The sequence below is a fragment of the Methylobacterium sp. TK31 genome, from assembly GCF_055361545.1.
Genome location: NZ_CM143964.1, coordinates 2789605 through 2808429, shown reverse-complemented (window position 1 = coordinate 2808429; position 18825 = coordinate 2789605). Strand labels below are relative to the sequence as shown.

Below are 18825 nucleotides of genomic sequence, written 5' to 3'. Positions count from 1 at the left end.
CGTTGGCTGCGGCCGGAGGTTGGCCCGCGATTCCGATGGTCGGGGTCGTGAGGCGCGAACCCGAGAGCCGGCGCGATGCGCGAGAGAGCCTGTGACATCGCCGTGATCGGCGCCGGCACCGCCGGCCTCGCCGCTGTCCACGCCGCCCGCGAGGCCGGCGCCGACGCCGTGCTGATCGAGGCCGGGCCCGGCGGCACCACCTGCGCCCGCGTCGGCTGCATGCCCTCGAAGCTGCTGATCACCGCCGCCAACGCCGCCCACGCGGCCCGTAACGCCGCCATCTTCGGCATCGAGGCCGGCCCGGTGCGGGTGGACGGCCCCCGGGTGATGGCGCGGGTCCGGCGCGAGCGCGACCGCTTCGTCGCCGGCGTCTTCGAAGGCGTCGACGCCCTGCCGGCCGAGGCGCGCATCGCCGGGCGGGCCCGCTTCACCGGACCCGACACCCTGGCGGTGGACGACCACACCACCCTGCGCTTCCGCGCCGCGATCGTCGCCACCGGGTCGAGCCCGGCCGTGCCCGAGCCCCTGCGCGACCTCGGCGACCGGCTGCTGACCAGCGACACGGTGTTCGAGATCCCCGACCTGCCGGACTCGCTGGCGGTGCTCGGCGGCGGTGCGGTCGGCATCGAACTGGCGCAGGCCATGGCGCGCCTCGGCGTCGCCGTCACCCTGTTCGACCCGGGCGAGGCGCTCGCCGGCCTGCGCGATCCCAGCCTCGCGGACGACGCGCGCCGGCTCTTCGGCGCGGAGATCACCCTCCATCTCGGCTGCGAGGTCACCGAGGGAACCCGTACGGGCGACGGCGTCCGCCTGTCCTGGACGGACGCAGCCGGGACCGGCGCGACCGGCACCTTCGCGCGGGTGCTGGCGGCGGCGGGCCGTCCCCCCAACGTCCGGCATCTCGGACTCGCGGAAGCGGGCCTCGACCTCGACGACCACGGCCTGCCGGACTTCGATGCCCGCAGCCTGCTCTGCGCCGGCGGCCCGATCTTCCTCGCGGGCGACGCCAATGCCGACCGTCCGGTGCTGCACGAGGCCGCCCGGCAGGGGCGGATCGCCGGCGCCAATGCCGCCCGCCTCATCGCCTCCGGCCGCGCCGCCGTCGAGGCGCCCCGGCTCTGGACCCGCCTCACCATGGTCTTCACCGAGCCGCAGGCGGCCAGCGTCGGCGAGCCCTACGATCCCGAGGATACGGGCCTGATCCTCGGCACGGTGGATTTCGGCGACCAGGGCCGGGCGCGGATCATGGGCGAGAATGCCGGCGCCCTCCGGCTGCACGCCGACCGAGACGGCCGCCTGAAGGGCGCCGAGATGCTCGGGCCGGCCTGCGAGCACCTCGCCCAGTTCCTCGCCCTCGCGATCGAGGACGGGCTGACGGCCCAGGCGCTTCTGGATCGGCCGTTCTACCACCCGACGGTGGAGGAGGGCCTGAAAACCGCGCTGGAGGACATCGTCTCGGCTCTGGACAAGCAGGACTAGGCGAGGCCGGCCCGCCTTCAACGTCCGGTCGTGAGGCGCGAACGACTGCCGGATGCGTCGATCCCGGCCTTGCGGACTGCCGTTCGACTTGGCGTCGTATGCGGTCTCGGGGCGAATACGGACCCAATCAAATCGGCCGCCTTCGGCATAGCCGCGAAATCGATCGAAATCGATCCGAAAATCTGGAAAAGAACGGTCGAATCAGTGTGGCGAAGCAAGATTTACGTATAGAAATACGATATCGCGAAATTAATTACTGTCCAAGTGTAAATCTTATCAGAGCAATAAAATCAAACAAAACGATTGAGGTTTATTAACGCTCCATTTCAAATTGAATGACACGATACCGCGGTAAATATTTCAACTATATCCTAACCCGGTAAAAATAATGCATATCGCTGCGTCGCTCCGGGGCAAGCTCATCGCTTGCTTCTCGCTCATGCTGGTCCTGATCTTCGGATTAGCCGCTCTGTCCTATTATCAGATCGAGACCATCAACCGCGCCGCCACCGAGCTGCGCACCGCGCGGCTCCCCGCCACCCAGGCGCTGGGAGCGATCCAGACCCTGACCCTTCGCATCCGGGTCAACGGCAGCCGCGTCCTGTCGGCCAAGACGCCGCAGCAGAAGACCGACGCCCTGAGCTCGATCCAGCAGCGGCTCGCCGAGCTCAAGGTGCAGCAGACGGCCTATGCCCGCCAGATCCAAAATCCGGCGACCCGGGAGCTCTACGCCACCTTCGAGCGCCAGTGGGCGACCTATCTCGGACAGCAATCCGACAGCATCGCCGCCGCGGAACGCGGCGACCTGACGGCGGCGCAGGAGCAGTACAACACCACGATGTCCGACATGATCCGGACCGTCGTCGCCAGCCTGACCAAGCTCTCGGAGATCGAGGTCGCGGCGGCCGCGACGAGCGGCGCCGAGGCCCAGGGCGCCTACGAGGACGCCCGGACCCAGATGCTGGGCTTCGTCGTCCTCGCGGCGATCCTGGCGGTCGGTGCCGTCGTGATGCTGGTCCTGGCGATCAGCCGGCCCCTGGCGCACATGACGGCCGCCATGCGCCGCCTCGCCACCGGCGATACGGCGGCGGAGGTCCCGGCGACCGGCCGTCGCGACGAGATCGGCGCCATGGCGGCCGCCGTGCTGATCTTCCGGGAGAACATGGTCCAGGCGCGGGCCCTGGAAGCGGAGACGGCGCAGGCGCGGCTGGATGCCGAGCAGCAGCGCAAGGCGGGCATGCGCCAGATGGCCGACGCCTTCGAGCAGGCGGTGGGCGGCATCGTCGGGATGGTGTCGTCCTCCGCCACCGAGCTGCAGGCGACCGCGCAGACGATGACGGTCACGGCGGCCGCGACCGCCGACCAGTCGGTCGGCGTGGCCGCCGCCGCCGAGCAGGCGGCCGCCAACGTCCACACCGTGGCCGCCGCCGCCGAGGAGCTCGGGAGCTCGGTTCAGGAGATCGGCCGCCAGGTCTCGGGCTCCTCCGACCTCGCCCGCACGGCCGTGGGCGAGGCGGACCAGACCATGCAGCTGGTCCAGGCCCTGAGCCAGGCCTCGGCCCGCATCGGCGACATGGTCGGGCTGATCTCCAACATCGCCAGCCAGACCAATTTGCTCGCGCTCAACGCCACCATCGAGGCGGCCCGCGCGGGCGAGGCCGGGCGGGGTTTCGCGGTGGTGGCCACCGAGGTCAAGGAGCTGGCCGCCCAAACGGCGCGGGCGACGGAGGAGATCGGCACGCAGATCGGCCAGATCCAGGGCGTCACGGGTCAGGCGGTGGCGGCGATCGGCTCGATCACCACGCGCATCCGCGAGATCAACGGGGTGGCCTCCTCGATCGCGGCGGCGGTGGAGGAGCAGGGCGCGGCGACCCAGGAGATCGTGCGCAACGTCGCCCAGGCCTCGACGGGCACCACCGAGGTCACCAGCAACATCGCGGGCGTGGCGCAGGCCTCGGAGGCCACCGGCGCCGCCGCCGGCCAGGTGCTGTCGGCGGCCTCGGAACTCTCGCGCCAGTCCGAGCACCTCAGCACCGAGGTCGCCCGCTTCCTCGACACCGTCCGCGCGGCCTGAGGCGGCGCGGGTCCGGGACCCCGGGGAGGGGCGCCGCGCGCGGCCCTCCCGACCGATCCGGCGTGGGGAACGCTCAGGTCGGGGTCATGGCGGCCGCGGCGGCGGCCCGGCCACGATGACCGCTGATGGTATTGCCCACCGACGCCACGACGATCAGGACGATCGCCAGCCACTCGGTGGGGCTGAGGCGCTCGCCGAGGATCGCCAGCCCGGCGAGGGAGCCGACGGCGGGCTCCAGGCTGAGCAGGACGCCGAAGCTCTGCTTCGACAATCGCTTCAGGGCGACCATCTCCAGGGTGTAGGGCAGGGCGCTCGACAGGGCCGCCACCGCGAGGCCGAACCCGAGCAGCGTCGGCTCGAGCAACTGCGCGCCGGCCTTCGCGATCCCGAAGGGCATCACCACCAGGGCCGCCACCGACATGCCGACCGCCACGGCCCGCCCGCCGTGGAGATGCCCGACCCGCTGGCCGAAGACGATGTAGAGCGCCCAGCACAGGGCCGCGCCGAGGGCGCAGGCGACGCCGACCGGATCCAGCCCCGCGGAGACGCCGCCGAGGGGCAGCAGGAGCGACAGGCCCAGGATCGCGCAGCCGATCCAGGCGAAGTCGATCGCCCGTCGCGAGACCGCCAGCGCGAGGGCCAGCGGCCCGGAAAACTCGATGGCGATGGCGAGGCCGAGCGGGACCGTGCGCAGGGACAGGTAGAACAGCAGGTTCATCGCCCCCAGCACCGCCCCGTAGAGCAGGAGCGCGCGGCGATCGGCGGCGCCCGGGCGCAGGCGCCAGGGCCGCCAGATCGCCACCAGCATCAGCGCCGACAGACCGACCCGCAAGGTGGTGGTGCCTTCCGCGCCTAGGACCGGGAACAGGTGCTTGGCGAAGGAGGTGCCGACACTGAGGGAGACGATGCTGCCGAGGAGTGCTGCGACCGGCAGCAGCGTCGCGGCCAGGCCGCCGGTGACCGCCGACGGCCCGCGTGATGGGACGCTCATGGCTGCCGGGTCGGGTCCGCCGGAGGCAGGATCAGGGCGCGGCGCGCCTCCAGGGCCTGCCAGAGCAGCAGGGCCGGCAGGCCGAGGACGACGTCGGGCACGCGCTTGATCAGCGACAGGGCGAGGGCGGTGCCCGCATCGATGCCGAACAGGCTGCCGAGGAGGACGAAACCGCCCTCCTGGACGCCGAGCCCGCTCGGCACCGGAAACGCCGCCGACTTGATCGCCTGGCTCAGCGCCTCGATCACCACGACTTCGGTGAAACTCACCGACTCGACGCCGATGCACGCCAGGGCGATCCAGATCTCGAGGGCGCCGAGCCCCCAGGCCGCCAAGTGGAGCAGGATCGACGCGGCGAGCTTCCCGCGCCGGCCCGGCCCCCAGACGGCATCGAGGGCGTCGTAGACGCTGTCTCCCGGCGCCGAGGCCTCGGCGGCCTCGCCCCGGAACATCCGGCGCAGGCCGTTGACGGCCCGCCGGCCGACCGCGCGCGCGGCCGGGCTGCGCTGGACCGCCAGGAAGGCCGCCAGCAGCAGGGCGGTGATCGCCAGCGCGCGCAGCACCCAGGTGGCCAGGGCCTGGGCCGCCTCGCCGCCCACCTGCAGCAGCAGCCCGACGCCGGCGAAGGCGAACACGGCCTGCGTGCCGGCCTGGAACAGCATGTCGACGAGGATCGAGGCCGCCGCCAGGGTGCCGACGGTGCCCCAGAAGGTGAGCAGGCGCCCGCCCACCACGTCGCCGCCCACCGAGGCGACGGGCAGCAGCACGTTGATGCCCTCGCGGACGAGGCGCAGCAGGACGAAGGCGCCGGTGCCGGCGCGGCCCAGGCCGGGAAGGCCCTGGACGACGCAAGCCCAGGCGAGCCCGCACAGCAGGATCACCATCGCCCGCACCATCACGATCGCGGCGAGCCCGGCGGCGCCGACCCGGCCGAAGGCGTCGGCTACGGCGGCGAGGTCGTTGGTGGCGATCAGCCAGATTCCGAGGCCGAGGCCCAGGAGGGTGCCGAGCAGCGGCAGGCGGCGCAGGAGTTGGCGCCCGAGCCGCGCCGGCCGCAACCCGCCAGCCTCCGGGCGCGCGATCGTCCGCGTCGCGTCGGATCGCGGTTCGTCAGAGATCCGATCGGTCAAGATTCGTCCGCTCCGAACATCGTCCGCCCCCTGCACCGGGCGTCTGCTCCGGACCCGGGTGCCGACGCGCTACCGGCCCGGCGGCGTGACGGCCTCCGGGAGGCTTAGGCGTCCTTTGGGGCCGAAATCGGGGAACAGCGCATCGACGGATTGGCTCGCCGGCCCGGCCGGGTCAAGCAGGTGGATGCGCTGCTTGGCGAGGCTGTCCGCGGTCACCACCGCCAGGGCCCGCTTCGGACAGGGCCCGAGGCAGCCGACCTCGACGATCCGGACCTTGCGCGCCGTGTCCCGCAGCTTCAACTCACGCTTGATCTGGCGCCGGACCGAGCCCTTCTTCAGGCCCTGGCGCTTGACGCACTTGCTGCAGACGAGCACGAGTTCGGAATACCCCGCGCGAGCCATGCGAATCCGCCCCGGGCGTGGAGCCGCCCCATCCTTGTCAGCCATTCCTGCCATCCATGCCGCGAGCCTTGCCCCGTGCGGCGCCCGCGCGACCGCACTCCCGGCGTCTCGGCGCGACGCCTTAAAAAGGGCCGAAAAATGAAGGATTCACCGGCTCAACACGAAGATGGCGAGAGGGCTCCGCAGGCGTGACCATATGCATCGTCGTCGGGCCCGCGCGCACGCTCCACTCATGATGGTGCTTCGTCAGCCTGGCTGGATCGAGCCGCGTCTCGGGAACCTGAAGTCATGAATTCCGACGAGGTCAAGCAGACGGACCGCGTGCGGGGGGTGATCGACATCGCCCTGCGCTCGCTGCCGGACCTGCGACGCAACGCCGAGACCGTCGATCCCGTCTCGCCCGGCCGCGTTCCCGCGCTCCTGCGCCGGGCGCAGGAGCGTCTCGACTGGCGCCAGCTGCCCGGCATACGGCCGCCGTCGAGCAAGCCCAAGAACCTGATCGCCGGCCTGCTGCGCCAGTTCGGCTTCTTCGTGCTGCTGCCGACCCTCCTGTCGGCGATCTACTTCTACGCCTTCGCCGCCGACCAGTACGTCGCCGTCTCGCAATTCGCCGTCCGCGGCAACGTCGAGCCGATGGACGAAAGCCCCGGCGGGCAGTTCTCCGACCTGATCATGAAGCACAACAGCCAGGACAGCTTCATCATCCGCGATTTCGTCGAGAGCCGGGCGATGGTCGCGAAGATGGAAGACAGCTTCCAGGTCTCGAAGATGTTCTCCCGGCCGGAAGCCGACTTCTGGACGCGCTACAACGTCGACAAACCCATCGAGGAGCTGGTGAAGTACTGGAACAAGCATGTCGGGACGCGGATCGAGGTGCTTTCGGGCATCATCACGCTCACCGTGCGGGCCTTCACGCCGGAGGACGCCCTGACGATCAACCGCGGGATCGTCGAGCGCAGCGAGGCGCTGATCAACGACATCTCGCGGCGGGCACAGGCCGACATGGTCAAGCACGCCGAAGCCGAGGCGGCCAAGGCGCAGGAACGCCTGCGCAATGCCCACCTGGCCCTCCAGGTCTTCCGCAACCGCTGGGGCATCATCGACCCGGCCAAGGCGGCGGAATCCACGCTGACCACGATCGCCATCCTGCGGAAGGACCGGCTCAAGGCCGAATCCGACCTCGCGGTGCTGCGCGGATCGAATCTCGACGAGAAGTCCCGCAGCATCCAGAACCTCGCCGCCACCGTGGCGGCCCTCGACCAGCAGATCCGGAAGCTGACCGACCAGCTGACCACCGACGGCCTGTCCGGCTCGGATTCCACCAGCAACATGACGCGGGCGCTGTTGGAATACGAAGGCCTCCAGGTCGAGCGCACCATCGCCACGAAGCTCAACGAATCAGCGAACCTGATGGTCGATCGGGCGCGCATCGCGGCGAGCAAGCAGCAGATCTACCTCGCGACCTTCGTCGAGCCGGCGCTGCCGGACGATTCGATCTTCCCCCAGCGCGGCTACAGCATCATGGTGGTGTTCTTCGGCTGCCTCGTGGTCTGGAGTTCGATCGCCCTGATCTTCGCCGGCATCAACGATCAGCGCCTCTAGCCCGGCCCGCCTCGGTTTCCCGCCCCCGCACGCATGTCCGAATTCACCGATCTCATCGCCCGGGCCGTCAATCCCGCCATGTCGCGCCCCGAGCGCGAAGCGGTCTACGCCGTGGTCAAGCAGGCGGTGGAGCGGCTGCAGGTGCGCGACGGCCTCGAGCCCGACGATCCCCGGGCCGCCCTGCAACAGCACCTCGTGGAGGAGACGATCCGCGACGTGGAGGCGGACATCGCCCGCTTCCACTCGCTGGAGAAGCTGGAACGCGCCCACGCGGCGCAGATGGCCGCCGAGCGCATCCACGGCGCATCCTGAGCGCGGCGGCGCTCAGCCGTAGGCGGCGACCGCGCGGACGCTGCCGGGCTCGGCCACCGAGAGGCCGGCATCGACGTATTCGTTGAGCTTGTTGCGCAGGGTCCGGATCGAGATGCCGAGAATCTTGGCGGCATGCGTCCGGTTGCCGAGGCAATGGTCCAGGGTGTCGAGGATGAGGTCGCACTCGACCTGCGCCACGGTCTGGCCGACGAGCCCCCGGGTCGCGGCCTCCGCCACCCGGGCGGCACGCTCCGCCGGCCCGGCCGAGACGGGCGCGATGCTGTCGCCCTCGGGCGTGAGGATCGCGTCGGGGCCGATCTCCGGCCCGGAAGCGAGCAGCACCGCGCGGTGCAGGGTGTTCTCGAGCTCGCGGACGTTGCCGCGCCAGGGGTTGGCGCGCACCAGCCCCTGCGCCTCGAGGCTGAGGGGCCGCACCGGCGCCCCGTTCATCTCGGCGTATTTTCGGGCGAAATGCGCCGCCAGCTCCAGGATGTCGGCGGGGCGCTCGCGCAGCGCCGGCAGGCGCAGGTGCACGACGTTCAGCCGGTAATACAGGTCCTCGCGGAAGGTGCCCTTGCGGACCTCCTCCACCAGGTTGCGGTTGGAGGTGGCGAGCACGCGGATGTCGACCTTCACCGGCGCGGTGCCGCCGACCCGGTCGATGACCCGCTCCTGCAGGGCGCGCAGCAGCTTCGACTGCAGTCGCACGTCCATCTCGGAGATCTCGTCGAGGAGCAGGGTGCCGCCATGGGCCTCCTCGAACCGGCCGATGCGCCGCGCCACGGCGCCCGTGAAGGCGCCCTTCTCGTGGCCGAACAGCTCGGATTCGAGCAGCGCCTCGGGGATCGCCGCGCAGTTGACGGAGACGAAGGGCCGGTTGGCCCGGTTCGACTTGCCGTGGAGGTGGCGGGCCAGGACCTCCTTGCCGGTGCCGCTCTCGCCGGTGATGAGCACCGAGGCCTCCGAGCGCGCCACCTGCTCGGCGAGCTTGACCACCTTCTCCATGGAGGCGTCGCGCCAGACGAAGGCGCGCCCGTCCTCCGACACCGCCTGCAGCACCGCGGCGATCAGCTCCGGGTCCGGCGGCAGCGGGATGTATTCCCGCGCGCCCGCCTGGATCGCCGCGACCGCGGCCTTGGCGTCCGTGGCGACCCCGCAGGCGATGACGGGGGTGCGGATGCGTTCCTCGGTCAGGGCCGTGACGAGGTCGCGGATCGCCAGGGCGACATCGATCATGATCAGGTCGGCGCCCTTGGCGCGCAGCACCGCCAGCCCCTGCGCCAGGCTCTCGGCGTTGGTGACGGCCGCGCCCCGGCTCATGGCGATCTTGGAGGCGGTGATCAGCTCGCCGTTGAGGCGTCCGATGATGAGAAGCCGCATGGCCCAGGGTCTCCGTCAGGTTTGGCTTCGCGCGGTCGCGCGGCGGCCGGAAGGGCTTCGGGGTGTCAGTGGTCGCTCTTGATGATCTCGGTCATCGTGACGCCGAGGCGGTCCTCGACCAGCACCACCTCGCCGCGCGCCACGAGGCGGTTGTTGACGAAGATGTCGATGGCCTCGCCGACCTTGCGGTCGAGTTCGAGCACGGCCCCGGGCTGGAGCCGGAGCAGGTCGCCGATCGGCATGCGCGAGGAGCCGAGCACCGCCGAGACCACCACCGGCACGTCGAAGACCTGTTCCAGATCGGCGGCGCTCTTCGGGGTGGTGGGCGTCTCGCGGATCGACTCGGTGCCGAGACCGTCGAAGGAGGCATCGCCGCTGTTGAGCTGCGGCAGGCTGAAATCGTCGGACATGCGGGTTCTTCTGGACTGGAGAGCGGGTCAGACGGACGGATCAGGCCGGAGCGCCGATGGCGGAGAGGACGGCGGCCTCGATCTGGGCGCGGTCCCGGACCACGCCGCCATCGGCCCATTCCATGCGGGCGTCGCCGGGCGCGAGGTCGGGCTCGCCGAGAACCACGAGGCGGCCCTCGAAGCCGCGCTCCCGGGCGAGGCGCTTCACCAGCGCCTCCGATTCGTCGACGAGGCTCTCGTGCACCCGGACGACGAGGTGCGGCACGCCGCGCAGGTGCTGGAGCGCGGCGCGGGCGGCGTCGCCGATGGCCGCCAGCGGCTGCGCGTCCAGGGCCTCGCCCGCGATCTTGCGCGCGAGCAGGATGGCGAAGTCGAGCGCCTCGTCCTCGCGCGCCTGGTCCCGGGCGTCGGACTGCCCGATCAGGCCCGCCGCGGACAGGCCGAGCCGGGTCAGCGCGTCGGCGAGGCGCGCCTGGATCTGCTGCTCGGCCATCGCCTGGCCCTCGCGCAGGCCGCGGGCATAGCCCTCGGCCTCGGCACGGGCGACGGTCTCGGCGAGCGCGGCCGCCTCCCGGACGGTGACGGGGTTGTCGGGCCGGGGCCGGAAATCGTTGTCGAAGAGGAAGAGGCGCGCGTTCAATAGACCAGCTCCTCCTCGCCGCTCGACTTGGCGATCATGATCTCGCCCTTCTCGGCGAGGTCCTTTGCCAGTTCGGTCATCTTGGCCTGCGCCTCGTCGACGTCCTTGAGGCGGATCGGGCCCAGGGAGCCCATCTCGTCGGTGATGTTCTTGGCCGCGCGGGTCGACATGTTCTTCAGGAAGAAGTTGCGCACCCGGTCGTCGGCGCCCTTCAAGGCCCGGCACAGGGTCTCGTTGTCGACCTTGCGCAGCAGGGTCTGGACGCTGCCGGCATCGAGCTTGAGCAGGTCCTCGAAGGTGAACATGAGCTGGCGGATCTTCTTGGCCGAGCCGCGATTGGCCTGGTCGAGGGCCGTGAGGAAGCGGCCTTCGGTCTGGCGGTCGAAGGCGTTGAAGACGTCGGCCATCAGCTCGTGCGCGTCGCGCCGCGTGGTCTGGGCGATGGTCGAGACGAACTCGACGCGCAGGGTCTCCTCGATGTGGCGCAGCGCCTCCTTCTGCACCGTCTCCATCCGGAGCATCCGGTTCAGCACGTCGATGGCGAATTCCTCGGGCAGGATCGTCAGCACCCGGGCCGCATAGTCCGAGCGCACCTTGGAGAGCACCACCGCGACGGTCTGCGGGTACTCGTTGCGCAGGAAGGACGCCAGGATCTCGGGATCGATCTGAGTCAGGCTCGCCCAGACGCGCTTGCCCGAGGCGCCCTTGATCTCCGCCATGATCGAGGAGACCTGCTCGGACGGGAAGATCTTGAGGAGCAGGGATTCCGTCCGCTCGAAGTTCGAGGTGATGCCGCCGCCGGAGGACAGGCGGGACACGAAGTCGACGATGAGCTTCTCGACCGTCTCGGCCTCCAGCGAGCCGAGCTGCACCATGGCGTGCGAGACGAGCTTGACCTCGTCCTCGTCGAGCATCTGCCAGATCGGCGCGCCCTCGCTCTCCCCGAGGAGGAGGAGGAGCGCGGCGGCGCGCTGGGCGCCAGTCATGGCGCCGAAGGCGCCGTTGCTGCCCTTGGCGAGTTCCGCCTGGAGGTTCAGTCCGGACGACATGGTCTCAACGCCTCACGGTCGGTACGGGGAACGGGGCACGCATCAGTTTTCGTGAATCCAGTTGCGGAGCACTTCCACGGTCTCGCTCGGGCTGGCCCGAACCATGTCGACCACGCGCTGGACGGTCTCGGCCTGGACCTTGCCGTTGAGCTGCGCGAAATCCACGAGGCGCGCGGTCGGGTTGTCGGGCGGCACCATCAGCGCCTCGCCGCCGGCCATCGCACCGGCCGCGCCGGCTCCCGAGACCAGGGCGATCTGGATCGGCTCCGACGCCAGCACCTTCTTCAGGAGGGGACGCACCACCGCCATCAGGACGATCAGGGTCAGCATCGTCAGCACGGCGAGCTCGACGATCCGCATGATCTCCTCCTTGGAGGGCGAGAGCAGCGACTGGACCAGGGACGGTTCGGCGAATTCGGCCGGGACCGGCGTCTCGGCGAAGCGCAGGTTCACCACCTCGACCTGGTCGCCGCGGGCCTTGTCGAAGCCGATGGCCGAGCGCACCAGGGCGGCGATGCGGTCGACCTCGGCCGCCGGGCGCGGCTGGTAGACGGGCTTGCCGTCCGGGCCCGGGACGTAGGCACCGTCGACGACGACCGCCACCGAGAGGCGCTTGACCCGGCCGCCCTCGGCGATCTCCGTCTTGGTCACCCGGGAGATCTCGTAGTTCGTGGTCTCCTCGTTCTTGTTCGTGGAGTCCTTCTGGGTGGGCGTCTGGCCGGGCTGATTGGCGCCCGGAAGCTCGTTGCCGACGCTGACCGCGCCCTCGGCGCCGCCGGTCAGCGAGTTCTCGCTGCGGGTCTGGGTCGAGCGCACCACCCGGCTCTCGGGGTCGAAGCTTTCGGACTTGCTCTCGATCCGGTTGAGGTCGAGCTCGGCGCTGACCTGAATGCGGGCGCGTCCCGCCCCGACGATGCCGGCGACGATCTCCTCGATCTGCGCGCGCAGGCGGCGCTCGATGCCGACCTGCTTCTCCTCCATGCCGGCGCCGGTCTCGGCCTCGGCGCCGCGGGCCCCGTCGGCCAGCAGGCGGCCGCGCTCGTCCACGATGGAGACCCGCTCCGGCTTCAGTCCCTCGACGGCGGAGGCCGCCAGGTGGCGGATGGCGCGGACCTGGGACGGGTCGAGATCACCCATCAGCTTGAGGACGATGGCGGCGCTCGGGGTCTCGCGGTCGCGCTCGAACAGGCGCCGTTCGGGAATCACGAGATGGACGCGGGCGGCCTGGACCCGGCCGATGGCGCGGATCGAGCGGGACAGCTCGCCCTCGAGGGCGCGCAGGTGGTTCACGTTCTGCACGAAGTTGGTGGACGAGAAGGCGTCGCCCTTGTCGAAGATCTCGTAACCGACGCCGGCCGCGCTCGGCAGGCCCTTGCCGGCGAGGTCCATGCGCAGCCGGGGCAGGTCGGCGCGCGAGGCGAGGATGGTCTGGCCCGCGTCGCCCTTGGTCTCGTATTTGATGCCGCGCGCGTCGAGGTCACGGATCACGGCCGAGGAATCGGACATCGACAGGTCGGCGAAGAGCACGCCCATGTCGGGCTTCGAGACGCGCAGGATCACGAAGGCGAAGAAGCCGATCAGCGTCATCGTGACGGCGGCCATGGCGGCGAGGCGCGCCGGGCCCAACTTTGTCACGAGGTCGAGGACCGATTTCACGACGCGACGCACCTACCCCGGACGGGGCGCCGGACTGCCGGCACCCGCTCGGCAAAATTTGCCTGGGACGTGGTTAGCGTGGAGTTAACGAACGTGAACGAAACCGGGCGGGACGGCGCCCCGGAAACGCGAAAGCCGCGCCCGGGTGAGGGGACGCGGCTTCCGGGTTCGAAGGGGAGGGGACGGGGTCCGACGGGGACCCCGGCCACCGCGCGGCTCAGTGGCGGTAGTGCTGGATGCGCGTGGTGCGCAGGCCGGCCAGACCGTGCTGATCGATGGAGAACTGCCAGCTCAGGAATTCCTCGGTGGTGAGGGTGTAGCGCTGGCAGGCCTCTTCGAGGCTGAGCAACCCGCCCCTGACGGCGGCGACCACCTCGGCCTTGCGCCGGATGACCCAGCGACGGGTGGTGGTCGGAGGAAGGTCCGCGATGGTTAACGGACTTCCATCAGGCCCGATGACGTACTTCACTCTCGGGCGGCTTGGTTCGGTCATGATACGCTCTACAACTCGACTGACCTGTCGAGATTGGAAGCTACTTGCGCCCACTTAAGATATCTTGAAGCGGATCGATCGCATTGGATTCGCCCTGTTCGTCATGTGGACAACCCGGCGCCGATGTCCTGTACGGTCGAGACCGGCACCCGCGATTTGCCCACCAGGAGCACCGGCTCGGAGCCGCTGAGATCGACGCTGTCGACGGTCCCCTTGACCTTGGTGTCGACGGTCACCTTGGTGCCGGTCGCGTCCACCGCATCGACCTTGATCGAGTAGGTGCCGTTGGGCGAGCTGAAGCCGCTCGACGAGCGCCCGTCCCAGGTGAAGGTCTGGGAATCGGCGGTGAGCGCCTTGGTCTGGGTCGCCACCACGTTGCCCTTGGCGTCGCTGATGGTCATCGTGGCCTGCTTGGCCGCCCGCGCCGGGGTCAGGGTCCAGCTCGCCGCGCCGTCCTTGAGGGCGGTGGACTTGCCGTCCGCCGTGATCGTCTGCCCGATGAAACCGGTGGCCGAGGCGGCGCTCGACGACTTGGCGTTGCTCAGGATCGAGTCGAGGCGGTCGTTCGACTTCAGCTGCTGCTCGACACCGGCATATTGCACCAATTGCTGGGTGAACTGGTTGGTGTCCATCGGGTCGAGGGGGTTCTGGTTCTTGAGTTGCGTCGTCAGCAGGGTCAGGAACTGCGTGAAGTTCCCGGCCAGCTCCTGCTGCGAGGTCTTGGTCGTGCCGCTCGACAGGGTCGAACTCGCGGCGCCGGTGATGCCTGAAGCCATGTTCGGGTTCCTCAGATGCGGATGTCGATGCCGGTAAGGGCGCCGTAGCGGCGCATCGGAACGGCGGCGATGGGGTTCGGGTCGGGGCCGTCGGCACGCGCGTTCCGGCCCGTCTCGGACCGTTGCCCGTCGCCGCCGGAGCCGTTGGAGCGGCCGTCGGACTGTCCGTCTCCGCGCAGGGACAGGTCGATGCTGCCCTCGCCGGGATTCAGCCCGGCCTGGGCCAGGGCCTGCTGCAGATTGCCGGCATCGCGCTGGAGCAGCGCCAGGGTCTCGGGCCGGTCGACCACGAGCCGGGCCTGGACGGCGCCGGTCTCCTTGTCGATGTCGAGGTTGACGTCGATGCGCCCGAGATCCTTCGGATCGAGGCGGATCTCGAACTGGTTGCTGCCCGAGAGGGAGCGCAGGCCGATGGTCATCGGCACCGCCCCGAGGGGAACCGGCGGCTGGGCCGGGGCCGCCGGCAGGTTCGGCGCGGCCGCCTCCGTGGGCCGGACGTGGCTCGGTGCCGGCGCCGCGGTGGCGGCGGGCGCCAGATCGGTGCGGGCGGCGCCCTCCAGGGCCGGGGCGAGGCTGGCGGCGAAGTCGCCCTGCGGCTTGCCGCTGCCCAGCTCGCCGCCCTCGGCGCCCTCGCCGCGGCCGGCCGGCGCGTGGATCGTCAGTCCCTGGGGGACCGGGCCCGCCGCGCCCTCCGCATCGGGGCCCGCGGCCACGACCGGGGCGGCGGATCCGGCCGGATCCTCCGCGGGAACCGCCTCGCCCGATCCGTTCGAGGCGGCGGTCTGCGCGGCCAGGGCCGTCGCGGTCGGCGACGGGGCGATCGGCAGGGGGACGATCGGGGCCGCGGCGCCGGCCTGCGCGGCCGGCTCCTTGTCCTCGGCGGTCTCGGCCTTCGCGGTCTCGCCGGTTAGGGTCTCGCCGGTCGGGGTCTCGTCGGTTGGAGTCTTCGGCGCCGAGGCGCCGCCCCGGGCGGGCGCAGCCAAGTCCGGGGTTGCCGGCGCCCCGGGCGGGACCTTGGTGTCGGCCCGCGCCGCCGGCGTCGGGTTCGCGGCGGCCGGGCGCGGCGCGTCCGGGTCGCTCGGGGTCTGCGCGGCGATGGTGCGGGGACGGGGCGGCGCCGGGGGGCGGGTCTCCTCCGCCTTGCCGGCGCGGGCCGCCGCGGCCGCCTTCGCTGTGTCGCGGGCCTCGGCGGCCTCGCGGTTCGCCGCCGCGTCGGCGGCCCGCTCGGACGCGATCCGTTCGGCGCGGTCCGCCGCCGCCGCGCGGTCGTCCCGGGCGCGGGCTTCGGACACCCGCGGACGGGGATCGGGCGCGGGCGCGTCGAGCGTGAAGGTCGCCGCCGTGCGCGACGGAACCGCGCCGGGCGAGACCGGGCGCCGGGCCGGGATGTTCCATTCGATCGACGAGACAGCCATGGGCGACAATCCTCTACGGCCTTCGTTCAGCAAGGCGCAGGCCAGCCGTCGCGAACCGTAAACCTTTGACAATGCGTGCGATTTTCGAAGACGTCCTGTCCCGCCCCGGCACGGGCGGGCAAATCCTGCCGGGAGGCCGGCAGCTTTCGCCCGGTGGGAGCCGCCGGGCGCGGGCGTGCAGCCGGGTGGCGCGGTCTCCCTGGAACTCCCGGGCGAGGATCGCTATAGACTCCCGCGCGGGACCCGGCCGGTCCCTCCCGGCAAACCCTGGCGTGATGAATTCCCTCGATCTTCCCAAGGCTCCGCACGAGACGCGCGTCGTCGTCGCCATGTCGGGCGGCGTCGATTCCTCCGTCGTGGCCGGGCTCCTGAAGCGCCAGGGCTACGACGTCGTCGGCATCACGCTCCAGCTCTACGACCACGGTGCCGCCACCCACCGCAAGGGCGCCTGCTGCGCCGGGCAGGACATCCACGACGCCCGCCGGGTGGCCGAGACCCTCGGCATCCCGCATTACGTGCTCGACTACGAGGACCGCTTCCGGGAATCGGTGATCGACCGCTTCGCCGAGAGCTACCTCGCGGGCGAGACGCCGATCCCCTGCGTCGAGTGCAACCGCTCGATCAAGTTCCGGGATCTGCTGCGCACCGCCCGCGACCTCGAGGCCGACTGCCTCGCCACCGGCCACTACGTCGCGAGCCGGCGCGAGGCTTCCGGCCAGCGCGGGCTCTACCGCGCCCTCGATCCGGCCCGCGACCAGAGCTACTTCCTCTACGCGACGACCGCCGAGCAGCTCGACTTCCTGCGCTTTCCCCTCGGCGAGCTCCCCAAGGACGAGACCCGGCGGCTCGCCCGCGATCTCGGCCTCGCCGTGGCCGAGAAGGCCGACAGCCAGGACATCTGCTTCGTGCCCCAGGGGCGCTACGCTGACGTGATCGCGCGGCTGCGGCCGGATGCGGCCCGGGCCGGGGAGATCGTCGATCTTGGCGGGCAGGTGCTCGGCCGGCACGAGGGCATCATCCACTATACCGTCGGCCAGCGCCGGGGCCTGCGCCTCGCGGTGGGCGAGCCGCTCTACGTCATCCGCCTGGAGCCGGATACCGCCCGCGTCGTGGTCGGGCCGCGCGCCGCGCTCGCCACCAGCCGCATCCGGATCGCCGACCTGAACTGGCTCGGCGGCGCCGGCGCCGTCGCGGACCTGCCGGTGGCGGTGCGCGTGCGCTCGACCCGGGAGCCGCGGCCGGCCCTGCTCAGCCGCGACGCGGCGGGTGACACGGCAGAGATCGTCCTCGCCACGCCGGAGGACGGCGTCTCCCCCGGGCAGGCCTGCGTGATCTACGCCGATGACGGCCCGCGCGCCCGGGTGCTCGGCGGCGGCACCATTCGGCGCATCGACGCGTTGGCGACCGGCGCGGCCGAAGCCGCCTGAGCGCGACGGCCCGAACCAATCCCATCCCCTCATAGGACGACGAGATCGACATGCTGAGCGAGCCGCGGGAGGCCGGTCCGAGCACCGCCCTGATGCGCAAGGCCTATGCGCGCTGGGCGCCGGTCTACGACGTCGTCTACGACAAGCTCACGGAGCCCGCCGCCCGCGACGCGGTCGAGGCCGCCGTCGCCTGCGGTCCGCGCATCCTCGAGGCCGGCGTCGGCACCGGCCTGTCGCTGGGCTACTACCCGCCGACGAGCTTCGTCTGCGGCGTCGATCTCTCCGAGGACATGCTGAAGCGCGCGCGCGCCAAGGTGCTGCGCCGCGGCCTACGCCACGTGCGCGGCCTCCAGGTGATGGATGTCTGCCGCCTCGGCTACGCCGATGCGAGCTTCGACGCCGTGGTGGCGCAGTTCCTGATCACCCTGGTGCCGGACCCGGAGGCCGCCCTCTCCGAATTCCTGCGCGTGGTCCGGCCGGGCGGCGAGATCGTGCTCGCCAATCATTTCGGCCAGACCGCCGGCCCCGTCGCCAAGGTCGAGGAGATCGTGGCGCCGCTCTGCACCAAGATCGGCTGGTCGTCGGCCTTCAAGTCGACCCGGATCGAGGCCTGGGCCCGCGCCCACGGCGTCGAGTTCATCGGCGTGTCGCCGACCTTCCCGGGCGGGTTCTTCAAGATCCTGCGGATGCGCAAGCGCGGGTGAGCGCGCCGACGCCTCCGGACGCTCCCGAAGCGCCGACGCGGCTGCGGCGCCTCCTGCGCTGGGGGCCGCTCCTGCTCCTAGTCTGCGCCTCCGTCGCGGTGCTGGCCTCCGGTGCCTCGCACCTGCTCAGCCTCGACCGGCTGCTCGCCTCGCGGACCTGGCTCAACGCCTGGGTCGCGGAGGACCGCTTCCGCGCCATGGTGGTGGCCTATCTCGTCTATGTCGGCGCCGTGGTGGTGTCCGTGCCGGCCTCGCTCTTCCTGACGATGCTGTGCGGATTCCTGTTCGGGATCGTGCCCGGCGCCCTCGTGGCCGTCGCCGCGGCCACCACGGGCGCCGCCATCGTCTTCACGATCGGGCGCGGGGCGGCCTCCGACCTGCTCCTGCGGCGGGCCGGGCCGCGCCTGGCCGGCCTCGCAGCGGGCTTTCGCGAGGACGCCTTCGGCTACATCGCGTTCCTGCGCCTGCTGCCGATCTTCCCGTTCTGGATGACCAACCTCGCCCCGGCGGCCTTCGGCGTGAAGCGCAGCACCTTCGTGCTCGCGACGCTCGTCGGGCTCCTGCCCGGCGCCTTCGTCTACGCCTCGACCGGCGCGGCGATCGAGGACGTGGTCCTGGCCCACGAGACCGCCAAGGCCGCCTGCCTCGCGGCCCAGGGCCTCGACTGCGACAACGCCCTGACCCTGCGCGCCCTGATCACCCCCAAGATGGTGCTGGGCCTCGGCGCGCTCGCCGCCCTGGCCCTGGTCTCGGTAGTCCTCAGACGTCGCGCTCCCGGCCGGCGACGGCTAGAATCCTGATAGAAATCAGTCAGACAGCTGATATAAAATGTTGTATCTCCGGACGCAGCCGAATGCGGTCTGGGGCGTTGGTGGGCAGTTGCGC

Annotated in this window: 18 protein-coding genes; 7 read left to right on the top strand and 11 right to left on the bottom strand. The window is 71.1% G+C overall.

Features of this window, described 5'->3' with window-relative positions; genetic code table 11:
- The first annotated feature begins 75 nt into the window (after positions 1-75).
- Complete coding sequence (locus tag ACXJY8_RS13025; RefSeq protein WP_463769511.1) at positions 76-1479, top strand: dihydrolipoyl dehydrogenase; 1404 nt, start codon at positions 76-78, stop codon at positions 1477-1479.
- Between the two features lie 388 nt (positions 1480-1867).
- Positions 1868-3553: a methyl-accepting chemotaxis protein gene (locus tag ACXJY8_RS13020; RefSeq protein WP_463769509.1), complete on the top strand. Its 1686-nt coding sequence runs from the start codon at positions 1868-1870 to the stop codon at positions 3551-3553.
- A 73-nt stretch (positions 3554-3626) separates the two neighbouring features.
- Here ACXJY8_RS13020 and ACXJY8_RS13015 read toward each other — a convergent pair whose 3' ends face one another.
- The 3 genes from ACXJY8_RS13015 to ACXJY8_RS13005 form a co-directional block, all read right to left on the bottom strand.
- Positions 3627-4544 (bottom strand): EamA family transporter, encoded by a 918-nt coding sequence (locus ACXJY8_RS13015; RefSeq protein WP_463769506.1) that lies wholly within the window; start codon positions 4542-4544, stop codon positions 3627-3629.
- Positions 4541-5602 carry a lysylphosphatidylglycerol synthase domain-containing protein gene (locus ACXJY8_RS13010; protein WP_463769504.1) on the bottom strand — a complete coding sequence of 354 codons (1062 nt, stop codon included), beginning with the start codon at positions 5600-5602 and terminating at the stop codon, positions 4541-4543. Before ACXJY8_RS13010 ends, ACXJY8_RS13015 begins: the two co-directional genes overlap by 4 nt.
- 141 nt (positions 5603-5743) lie before the next feature.
- Positions 5744-6076 carry a (2Fe-2S) ferredoxin domain-containing protein gene (locus ACXJY8_RS13005; protein WP_463769502.1) on the bottom strand — a complete coding sequence of 111 codons (333 nt, stop codon included), beginning with the start codon at positions 6074-6076 and terminating at the stop codon, positions 5744-5746.
- 288 nt (positions 6077-6364) lie between these two features.
- Between ACXJY8_RS13005 and ACXJY8_RS13000 the strand changes: the two genes are divergently transcribed.
- Complete coding sequence (locus tag ACXJY8_RS13000; protein WP_463769500.1) at positions 6365-7678, top strand: KpsE/RkpR family capsule polysaccharide export protein; 1314 nt, start codon at positions 6365-6367, stop codon at positions 7676-7678.
- Positions 7679-7711: 33 nt separating this feature from the next.
- Entirely contained in the window at positions 7712-7990 is a 279-nt protein-coding gene (locus ACXJY8_RS12995; protein WP_463769498.1) for a hypothetical protein, read from the top strand.
- Positions 7991-8002: 12 nt separating this feature from the next.
- Here ACXJY8_RS12995 and flbD read toward each other — a convergent pair whose 3' ends face one another.
- The 8 genes from flbD to ACXJY8_RS12955 all read right to left on the bottom strand — a co-directional run bounded on the left by flbD (position 8003) and on the right by ACXJY8_RS12955 (position 15809).
- The gene (gene flbD, locus ACXJY8_RS12990; RefSeq protein ID WP_463769495.1) at positions 8003-9370 is read right to left on the bottom strand and encodes a sigma-54-dependent transcriptional regulator FlbD; all 1368 of its coding nucleotides are present in this window, start codon (positions 9368-9370) and stop codon (positions 8003-8005) included.
- A 65-nt stretch (positions 9371-9435) separates the two neighbouring features.
- Positions 9436-9780 (bottom strand): flagellar motor switch protein FliN, encoded by a 345-nt coding sequence (gene fliN / locus ACXJY8_RS12985; RefSeq protein ID WP_463769493.1) that lies wholly within the window; start codon positions 9778-9780, stop codon positions 9436-9438.
- A 40-nt stretch (positions 9781-9820) separates the two neighbouring features.
- Positions 9821-10420, bottom strand: a complete 600-nt coding sequence (locus ACXJY8_RS12980) for a FliH/SctL family protein (RefSeq protein WP_463769491.1) — start codon at positions 10418-10420, stop codon at positions 9821-9823.
- Complete coding sequence (fliG, locus tag ACXJY8_RS12975) at positions 10417-11469, bottom strand: flagellar motor switch protein FliG (protein ID WP_463769489.1); 1053 nt, start codon at positions 11467-11469, stop codon at positions 10417-10419. The genes ACXJY8_RS12980 and fliG overlap by 4 nt, the downstream gene beginning before the upstream one ends.
- A gap of 42 nt (positions 11470-11511) precedes the next feature.
- Positions 11512-13125 (bottom strand): flagellar basal-body MS-ring/collar protein FliF, encoded by a 1614-nt coding sequence (gene fliF / locus ACXJY8_RS12970; protein WP_463769487.1) that lies wholly within the window; start codon positions 13123-13125, stop codon positions 11512-11514.
- 217 nt (positions 13126-13342) lie between these two features.
- Complete coding sequence (gene sciP, locus ACXJY8_RS12965) at positions 13343-13618, bottom strand: CtrA inhibitor SciP (protein WP_018044452.1); 276 nt, start codon at positions 13616-13618, stop codon at positions 13343-13345.
- 101 nt (positions 13619-13719) lie between these two features.
- Positions 13720-14394 carry a flagellar hook assembly protein FlgD gene (locus tag ACXJY8_RS12960; RefSeq protein WP_463769484.1) on the bottom strand — a complete coding sequence of 225 codons (675 nt, stop codon included), beginning with the start codon at positions 14392-14394 and terminating at the stop codon, positions 13720-13722.
- A gap of 11 nt (positions 14395-14405) precedes the next feature.
- The gene (locus ACXJY8_RS12955) at positions 14406-15809 is read right to left on the bottom strand and encodes a flagellar hook-length control protein FliK (RefSeq protein ID WP_463769482.1); all 1404 of its coding nucleotides are present in this window, start codon (positions 15807-15809) and stop codon (positions 14406-14408) included.
- Between the two features lie 275 nt (positions 15810-16084).
- On the opposite strand from ACXJY8_RS12955, the gene mnmA reads away from it, so the two are divergent.
- From mnmA to ACXJY8_RS12940, 3 genes are read left to right on the top strand one after another with little or no spacing between them, the layout of a single operon-like run.
- Positions 16085-17236, top strand: a complete 1152-nt coding sequence (mnmA, locus tag ACXJY8_RS12950) for a tRNA 2-thiouridine(34) synthase MnmA (RefSeq protein WP_463769480.1) — start codon at positions 16085-16087, stop codon at positions 17234-17236.
- 50 nt (positions 17237-17286) lie between these two features.
- Entirely contained in the window at positions 17287-17940 is a 654-nt protein-coding gene (locus ACXJY8_RS12945) for a class I SAM-dependent methyltransferase (protein ID WP_463769478.1), read from the top strand.
- Entirely contained in the window at positions 17937-18740 is an 804-nt protein-coding gene (locus ACXJY8_RS12940; protein ID WP_463769475.1) for a TVP38/TMEM64 family protein, read from the top strand. Before ACXJY8_RS12945 ends, ACXJY8_RS12940 begins: the two co-directional genes overlap by 4 nt.
- Positions 18741-18825 lie beyond the last annotated feature (85 nt).